The sequence below is a fragment of the Streptosporangium subroseum genome (assembly GCF_900188345.1).
GTDB lineage: Bacteria > Actinomycetota > Actinomycetes > Streptosporangiales > Streptosporangiaceae > Streptosporangium > Streptosporangium subroseum.
Genome location: NZ_FZOD01000127.1, coordinates 1 through 7,898 on the forward strand (window position 1 = coordinate 1; position 7,898 = coordinate 7,898).

Sequence of the window (7,898 nt, forward strand, 5' to 3'; positions counted from 1 at the left end):
GGTTACTGGTACTACTCCGGCGGTCGCTACTACTTCGACATCGAGGCCCGCGACCACGACCGTGACCGCCAGAACACCTACGTCGACTTCAGCTACCACGACAACGGTGGCTGGCACACCCGCCGGTTCTCCACAGGCGGTCACGGCGAGTGGAAGTTCAACATCAGCGCCCGCGGCGGCTTCGACGGCTTCCGCACCCACATCGGCGAGGGCAACAACCGTGACTTCGACTGGGGCAACTACTACGGCCACTCCTTCTGAACCCCGGTGACGGTGCGACGCGCGCCACATCCCAAGAACGCCCCGGCAGAAGGATCAGCAATCCGGCCGATCCTTCCACCGGCCGACACCACTCCACCAGACATGGTCCGGAAGCGACGGGCCGTTCCTCCGGACGGGGAAACGGGGAAACACCGCGTGAGGCTCTCATCCTGTGCTGCCAGGGTGTCCGGCGACCGGTAAGTGTGATCGAGGCATCCCCACCAAAAATCAATCGGTCTGATTTATGAAGGTGATGACTGCTAGTGAGGCGTCTCGGAGCTTCGCGGTCGTTCTGGACGAGGCTGGGGGCACTTCAGTGGCCTCGGTGTGGGGAGCCTGCGGCAGAGAAGGTCACGGTGCCGTCGCCATGAACACGTACCGATTGACGCTGTAAAACCAGTCGCCCTCGTCGTTTCGCGCGCGCAGGTCGGCGAGCCACGCGGCGACGTCCGCCTCACTCAGGCCCTGCCTGCCCGGAACGAACTCCGCGATTGTCTTCATGCTGCTCGCGCTGAAAGAATCCTCCGTCAGCTCGGGGTTGAACAACACATGCACCCCCTGCCCGGTGACGGTGAATCCGGCACGGCGCAGCAGGCCGGCCAGCGTCCGTGGCAGGCGCGGGTGTACCAGGTGTTCCTCCCACGCCTTGATCACGCGTTGGTGCAGCTCTCGGTCGGCCGTGTGCCACACGAGAGTGTCCCAATCCGTGTCGAGGATCAAGGCACGCCCACCCGGACGCAGTACACGCCGCAGTTCGCCGAGCGCCCGCGGCATGTCGGCCACGTACTCGTAGACCTGCGTCGACACAGCGACGTCGAACGTGTCATCGCTGTACGGCAGCGCGAGGGCATCGCCGTCGTCGATACGGAGCCACGGTATGTCCGCGCCACGAGCCCTGGCGATGGCGTTCATCGCCGGGCTCGGATCCATCCCGTGTACCGCCCCCGTTGGGCCCACCGCCTGTGCCATCGACACCGCCAGATAACCTGGCCCGGATCCGATATCGAGCACGCGCTCTCCCGGCCGCAGGCCGAGCAATGACAGCACGTATTCCCGCTGTGCCGCAATATCAGGACCCGCATAGGTGCGGTCGATGTCCTGGGCGCCGTATTCATCGAATTGAAAATTGGGCATCTCTCGATACTACAAACCCTAAATCGCAGAGTCCGTCGCCTAAACGGGTTCCGTCACACGCCGTCATATGACCGGTCGAGGTGCTGTGCGAGGCCGCCATGGGGGTCGCCCGACGGGTGGGGAAATCAGCGAGTCAGCGTGTGCCCCGGGGGGGCAAAGCCCGGGCAAAATTTGCACCGGTCCGAACGGGTACGGGCCGCACCCGCGGAGGCCGTCACGCCGCCGGGCCGCCGCACGTCTCCGCCGGGCCGTCGGCCGCATCTCTTGGTGGCTCAGCGGCAGACCGATGGACCACCTTTCAGCAGGTCATGGCGGACTCGTATCCTGGAACTCCGGAGGATGACTTTCTCTCCGTCCTCGAGGCGGCCCGTATCGCACCGGTCGGCCCATCGGCCGTGCTGCGACTCTCCGGTCGGCCCCGGCCGGCACCGCTCGTGTCGTCTCAAGGGCGCTCGTCGCCACCGTGAGAGTGGTGGTGCGGGCGGCTGACCGGGATGTGGGATCGCACGGTCTGTCGGAGAAAATCCTTGGGTTGTTCCTAGTGACGCGATCTCGGTTTCGCCGAAATGGTTCTGACGAGACGGTTTTCTTGATGTCGCCGACATCAAGGAATGCTTGATCGCGAACACGGAAAGGCCAATATGAATAGATCGAAAATTCCCGACCTGAGCGCTCTCAAGGCAACCGTCGAGGCAGTTGAAAGAAACCCGAGAACGGCTCAGGTTACGTTCTCGGTTGTGGGGGAATGGGCCGGAGAGTTTCGGCTCGACTCTACGACGGGGGCATTTCGTCAGGGCGAAGAAATCGACGAGTCGCGCGTTGGTCGGTTCAGTATGTCCAGCGATGAACCGACGTCCTTGCTTGGTACGGACACGGCGGTTTCGCCGGGCGAGTACATCGCTCAGGCCTTGGCGGGGTGCTACGCGGTGACACTGGCCGCGAACGCCGCGGTCCGGGGAATCGAGGTGCGATCGCTGGCGCTCGAGGTCGAGGTGGACTTCGACCTGCGGCGCTTTCTGGGGATGGAGAGCGACACCCCGGTGGGGGCGAGCGAGGTCCGTGTGCTGGTGACCTTGGATGCGCCAGGTCATGACCCTTCGGAACTGCACGAGCTGATAGCCGCTGTCGAGCAGCGATCGCCCGTGCGGGATACGCTGGCGCGACCTGTCCCCGTGGTCACCGCGCTGAAGATCGCCTGATCGAGGAGCTGAGCGGACGAAGCTCGGCCCTCGGCTCCCGCAGCGCACGGGCGCGAACCTTCAGCTGGACATCGTCGATGCGGCTCGGAAAGCCGAGGCCGTGGGGTACACAAGTGACCGTCTCATCTGAGCAGCACAAACGCCCCGAGCCGATCACGGCTCGGGGCGTTTTGATCTCCAGTGACAGCAGCGGCCTCGCATATTCAGGAAGCAGTCCTTCCCTGCCGAGGTGAATGGTCCTCCGATCCACGCCGGGATCCGAATTCCGCATTGTTCCGGATCGCCTCACGAGAGCTCTGAAAGCCCTGACGGAAGCAGCCCAAGGGGGTGCGGTCACGATCAGAGAGGTTCCGTTCAGAGGCGACCCTGACAAGGAGCGACTCCAGCCGGCTCTCTCCTCGGGAGAACGCGCCGGAACTCGTCGCCTTCGGGGAGACCGGTTCCATGACTCTCCGTTCCCCTCGTCCGGGTGGCAATCCACCGATCGGTGGATCGCGACCACCACTCGGTGGGGCCGACTCCACCACCGGACGACAGTCAGGTCCCGTCCACCGGTCAATGTCGGAATGAGTGCCGGCATAGAAGGCTGGACATAGCCAGCCACCAGGGTCTGAGCCCGAGAGGACACGCGCATGCCACCGGTCATCGAGGTACGCAATCTCCACAAGCGCTACGGGAACAATGTCGCGGTCGACGATGTCTCGCTCACCGTTCAGGAGGGCGAGATCTTCGGGATCCTCGGCCCGAACGGCGCCGGCAAGACGACGACCGTGGAGTGCATCGAAGGCCTCCGTGTGCCGGACCGGGGCGAGATCAAGGTGCTCGGGCTCGATCCCCACCGGGACCACGCCGAGCTGACCCGGCGGCTCGGCGTGCAGTTGCAGGCAGGGCAGATCCAGGAGCGGCTGGAGGTCGCCGAGGCTTTGGAGCTCTACAGCTCCTTCTACCCCAATCCGGCCGACTGGCGCGGGCTGATGGACGGCCTCGGCTTGGCGGGCAAGGCGAAGACCAGGTACGCCAAGCTGTCCGGTGGCCAGAAGCAGCGGCTTTCCATCGCGCTGGCGCTCGTCGGCAGCCCCCAGGTGGCGATACTCGACGAGCTCACCACCGGCCTCGACCCGCAGGCACGGCGCGACACCTGGGACCTGATCGAGGACGTGCGCTCCCGCGGGGTGACGATCGTGCTGGTCACCCACTTCATGGAAGAGGCCGAGCGGCTGTGTGACCGGGTGGCGCTGATCGACGCGGGCCGCGTTGTCATGGTGGACACCCCGGCCGGCCTGGCCGAGCGGGCCCGTATCGAGCAACGGATCCAGTTCCGCCCGTCCAGGCAGCTGGACGACGGACTGCTGACGAGCCTGCCCGAAGTCTCCAGCGTCACCCGCCGGGGCGAGACGGTCATCGTCAGCGGCAACAGCGACGCGCTCAACGCGGTCACCGCCGTACTGGCCCGCAATCAGATCGTGGCCGAACGGTTGCGCGTCGAGCAGGCGAGCCTGGAGGACGCGTTCGTCGAGCTGACCGGGAAACGCCCCGATGCCACCTCGTGATCCGAGTGATCCGAGCACTCCGAGTGATCCGAACCGATGCAGCCCGCCCATGGAAAGGAAGCCATACTCATGTCGATCCTGAACACGGCCGCCCCCGTCGCCGCCAACCGCGGTTCCGCGACGTGGAGGCTCACCAAAGCCGAGATCAAGCTTTGCATCCGCGAAAAGACCGGCCCCCTCTGGGGAGTCGGCTTCCCGCTGATCCTGTTGGTCATCCTCGGCAACGTCCCCGCCCTGGGGGAGCCCGTGGAAGCCAACGGCGATCTGACGTACTTCGACCTCTACGTGCCGGTCATCATCCTGTTCAACCTGGCCATCCTGGCCCTGACCGCCCTGCCGACGATACTCGCGGGATACCGTGAGAACGGCGTGCTACGGCGCATGCGGACCACGCCGATCGGCCCGGCCCGCGTGCTCGCCGCCCAGCTCGTGGCCAACCTCGCCATCGCGCTCGTCGCGGTGGTCCTGTTTCTCACCGTGGCCAGGCTCGGCTTCGGCGTCCGCCTGCCGCAGAATCTCGCCGGCTTCGCCGTCGGCTGGCTGCTCGCGGCCGCCGCGCTGCTCTCGATCGGCCTGCTGATCACCGCGCTGGCCCCTGGGCGTGGCCCGGCCACGGCGATCGGCACGGTGTTGTTCTTCCCGATGATGTTCTTCGCCGGGCTCTGGGTGCCGATCGCGCAAATGCCCCCGCTGCTGCAGAACATCAGCCCCTACACCCCCCTCGGCGCGGGCATGCAGGTGTTCCAGGAGGCTTCTTACCAGGGCCATTTCCCGTCCGCCCAGCCCTTGTTGACCTTGGCGGGCTACGCGATCATATGTTCGGTTGCCGCGGTCCGCTGGTTCCGTTGGTAACAGGCGCGGGGCGGAAGGAGGGGATGTGAGCGGGCAGATGCCAAGACCCTGGATCGCGTCGCAGGGACGACCCCCCTTTCTGCTGGTGACCGTGGTGCCGTACGCGTTGCTGGCCGCCCTCGTCGTCTTCAAGGTGATCGCGGAACAGCCGGCGGGCGGCGACTCCCTGCTCATCGACCTCGGCCTGTGCGGGCTGGCCACGGGGTGGATACTCGTCATGTTCACCCTGCGGCCCGCCTGGTGGGAGCGGCCACTGATCATGGGGGTGTTCTTCACCGGACTGCTGACGATCACCGCGGTCCTGGTGGCGCGGGACCCCGCGTTCGCGTTGTTCACCCCTGCCCCCTACATCTACGCCTTCACCATCCTCCGCTGGCCGTGGCGGCTGCTGGGCGTGGCCACCACAGCGGTCGTGGCCGGTACCGCACAGGCATCCGACGTGCCCAAGACAACCGCTCTCGGCGTGACGATCTCCGTGCTCATCGTTGTCGTCAACATCGTCATGATGTGCGGCACCGCCTGGTTCCTCCAGTTCGCCGAGAAGGAGAGAGAGCAGCGCGTCCAGGCCCTCGCCGAGCTGAGCCGGACGAACCGGTTGCTGGAGGCGAGTCTCGCCGAGAACGCCGGCCTGCACGCCCAGCTGCTCGCCCAGGCCAGGGAGGCGGGGGTCCTCGACGAGCGTCAGCGGATGGCTCGCGAGATCCACGACACCCTGGCGCAGGGGCTCACCGGGATCATCACGCAACTCCAGGCCGCCGAGCAGATCCACGAGGTCCCGGCGCCGTGGCGCCGCCCCTTCGACGCCGTGAAGGGGCTGGCGAGGGAGAGTCTGGCGGAGGCCCGGCGCTCGGTCGACGCGCTCCGGCCCGAGCCACTGGAAACCGCGCGCCTGGGCGACGCGCTCACCGACGTCGCCGACCGGTGGTCGGTGTTGCACGGGCTCGCCGTCCAGGTCACGACGACCGGCACGGTGCGGCCGATGGCACCGGAGACCGAGTTCGCGCTGCTGCGCACGGCACAGGAGGCGTTGGCCAATGTGGCCAAGCACGCGCACGCGACGAGAGTCGGGGTGACGTTGTCCTATCTGGAACACGAGGTGGCGTTGGACGTGCGTGACGACGGCAGGGGCTTCGATCCCGCGGGTCTCGAAGCCGGCACGGCCGGAAACGGCGTGTCGCGGCCACCGTCCGGCGGGGGCGGGTTCGGCCTGGCCATCATGCGACAGCGCGTCGAAGGGCTGTCGGGAAGTCTGCGGATCGAGTCCGAGCCCGGCGTCGGCACCGGGATCTCGGCCTGCGTCCCCACCCTGCCGGCCGGGAGCCACGCATGACCGATCGCACGACCACGCCGGCAGCCGAGACTCCGATCCGGCTGCTGATCGCGGACGACCATCCCATCGTCAGGGACGGCCTGAGCAGCATGTTCGCCTCCGCGCCCGGATTCGAGGTGCTGGGCGAGGCCGCGGACGGCGCCGCGGCCGTACGGCTCGCCCAGGAGCTCCGGCCCGATGTGATCCTGATGGACCTGCGCATGCCGGGCATGGACGGGCTGACCGCGATCACCGAGCTAACCAGGCTCGGCGTCACCGCGCGCGTGTTGGTCCTGACCACCTACGACAACGACACCCACGTACTGCCGGCGATCGAGGCGGGCGCGACCGGCTATCTGCTCAAGGACTCTCCCCGGGAGGATCTGCTGCGAGGTGCGCGGGCCGCCGCCAAGGGCGAGAGCGTCCTGTCCCCCTCGGTGGCGGCGAGGTTGATGAACCGGGTCAGAACGCCCGCCCCGCAACTGCTCAGCCAGCGGGAACTCGAGGTCCTCCAACTCGTGGCGGCCGGGAACACCAACCGTGAGGCTGCCGCCCGGCTGTTCATCACCGAGGCCACGGTCAAGAGTCACCTTCTGAACATCTACGCCAAGCTCGGCGTGGGGGACCGCGCCGCCGCCGTAGCCGAGGCGTTCAACCGGCGACTGCTCACCCCCGAAGCGCGGGAGTCGCCCTGACACGGCTCAATCGTCCGTCGCGGATCCAGGGAGAGCAGGAGAACGCCGGGTTTCGGGTGAGTGCCGCGGATCTGCCTGGCCGCCCGGACGCCACCGTCGGTGGGATCGGATGTCGATGATCGCTAGATCGGGGACGCCACGTGTGCCTGTCGTCGACGATGAAGCCGAAGTAGCTGCCCGCAGCCAACCAGCCAGAACTGAGCAACAAGGATGTCAAGGCAACCTTGGACCAGGTAGACGGCCGGACAGGTTCGGATGAACCACCGTGGTGGGGCCGGTTGATTTGACGAGGTAGCCGGGGATCCATAAAGTCCACCAAGCCCGAGGGAAACGGCGGCAGCGCCGGGTCCCCGGAACCCTCCCTGATCATCTCCACTCTTTTGGGACACTTGTGTCCTAAGGCGGCCTGATTCGACATGAATCGGGTGGTGGAGTAAGTTTGAGGGGTTGCCCTGGAAACGGGGCGGCCCGAATTTCTTTAAGACAAGCAAGATCGAGTCAAATGGTTGAACATGAGCCGGTTTGACACGAAAAAGCGGGTCTGAAAGAATAAGGGCACAACGAAAGAACACAATAAAACAAAAACGAACGCCCCTGATGGCAGGCCCGCGGGTCTGGCAAAGGGTGTACGCGTCCGTTTCTTGAGAACTCAACAGTGTGTTAAAAGCCAGTGCATGATGCACAACCCCGTTCATCCCATCTTCTGGTGGGGGACGGATTCCTTTGGTTGATACATCCGCCCTGACTTCCCGACGCCATTTGCGGCGCCGGGAACGGCAGGGGTGGGTGCTTTCAGCTGGGGTGAACTTTCTCAGACATTGTTTGGAGAGTTTGATCCTGGCTCAGGACGAACGCTGGCGGCGTGCTTAACACATGCAAGTCGAGCGGAAAGGCCCTT

At 65.9% G+C, this 7,898-nt stretch carries 7 protein-coding genes and 1 rRNA gene; 7 read left to right on the forward strand and 1 reads right to left on the reverse strand.

The window, feature by feature from the left end; all coding sequences use genetic code 11:
* Positions 1-261: hypothetical protein (locus tag CHC08_RS50440; RefSeq protein WP_179282653.1), on the forward strand; the 261-nt coding region annotated here is incomplete at its 5' end.
* Between the two features lie 351 nt (positions 262-612).
* Here the strand turns inward: CHC08_RS50440 and CHC08_RS47015 are convergent.
* Positions 613-1,395, reverse strand: a complete 783-nt coding sequence (locus CHC08_RS47015; RefSeq protein WP_089213848.1) for a methyltransferase domain-containing protein — start codon at positions 1,393-1,395, stop codon at positions 613-615.
* A gap of 611 nt (positions 1,396-2,006) precedes the next feature.
* Here CHC08_RS47015 and CHC08_RS47020 point away from each other — a divergent pair.
* From CHC08_RS47020 to CHC08_RS47045, 6 genes are all read left to right on the forward strand, one after another.
* Complete coding sequence (locus CHC08_RS47020; protein WP_218825847.1) at positions 2,007-2,594, forward strand: OsmC family protein; 588 nt, start codon at positions 2,007-2,009, stop codon at positions 2,592-2,594.
* Positions 2,595-3,226: 632 nt separating this feature from the next.
* Positions 3,227-4,144 (forward strand): ABC transporter ATP-binding protein, encoded by a 918-nt coding sequence (locus CHC08_RS47025; protein ID WP_089213850.1) that lies wholly within the window; start codon positions 3,227-3,229, stop codon positions 4,142-4,144.
* A 69-nt stretch (positions 4,145-4,213) separates the two neighbouring features.
* Positions 4,214-4,996, forward strand: coding sequence for an ABC transporter permease (locus CHC08_RS47030; protein WP_089213851.1), 783 nt, complete (start codon positions 4,214-4,216; stop codon positions 4,994-4,996).
* 25 nt (positions 4,997-5,021) lie between these two features.
* Complete coding sequence (locus tag CHC08_RS47035; protein WP_245879008.1) at positions 5,022-6,326, forward strand: sensor histidine kinase; 1,305 nt, start codon at positions 5,022-5,024, stop codon at positions 6,324-6,326.
* Positions 6,323-7,000 carry a response regulator transcription factor gene (locus CHC08_RS47040; protein WP_089213852.1) on the forward strand — a complete coding sequence of 226 codons (678 nt, stop codon included), beginning with the start codon at positions 6,323-6,325 and terminating at the stop codon, positions 6,998-7,000. The genes CHC08_RS47035 and CHC08_RS47040 overlap by 4 nt, the downstream gene beginning before the upstream one ends.
* 819 nt (positions 7,001-7,819) lie before the next feature.
* A 16S ribosomal RNA gene (locus tag CHC08_RS47045) occupies positions 7,820-7,898 on the forward strand; the annotation flags it as partial.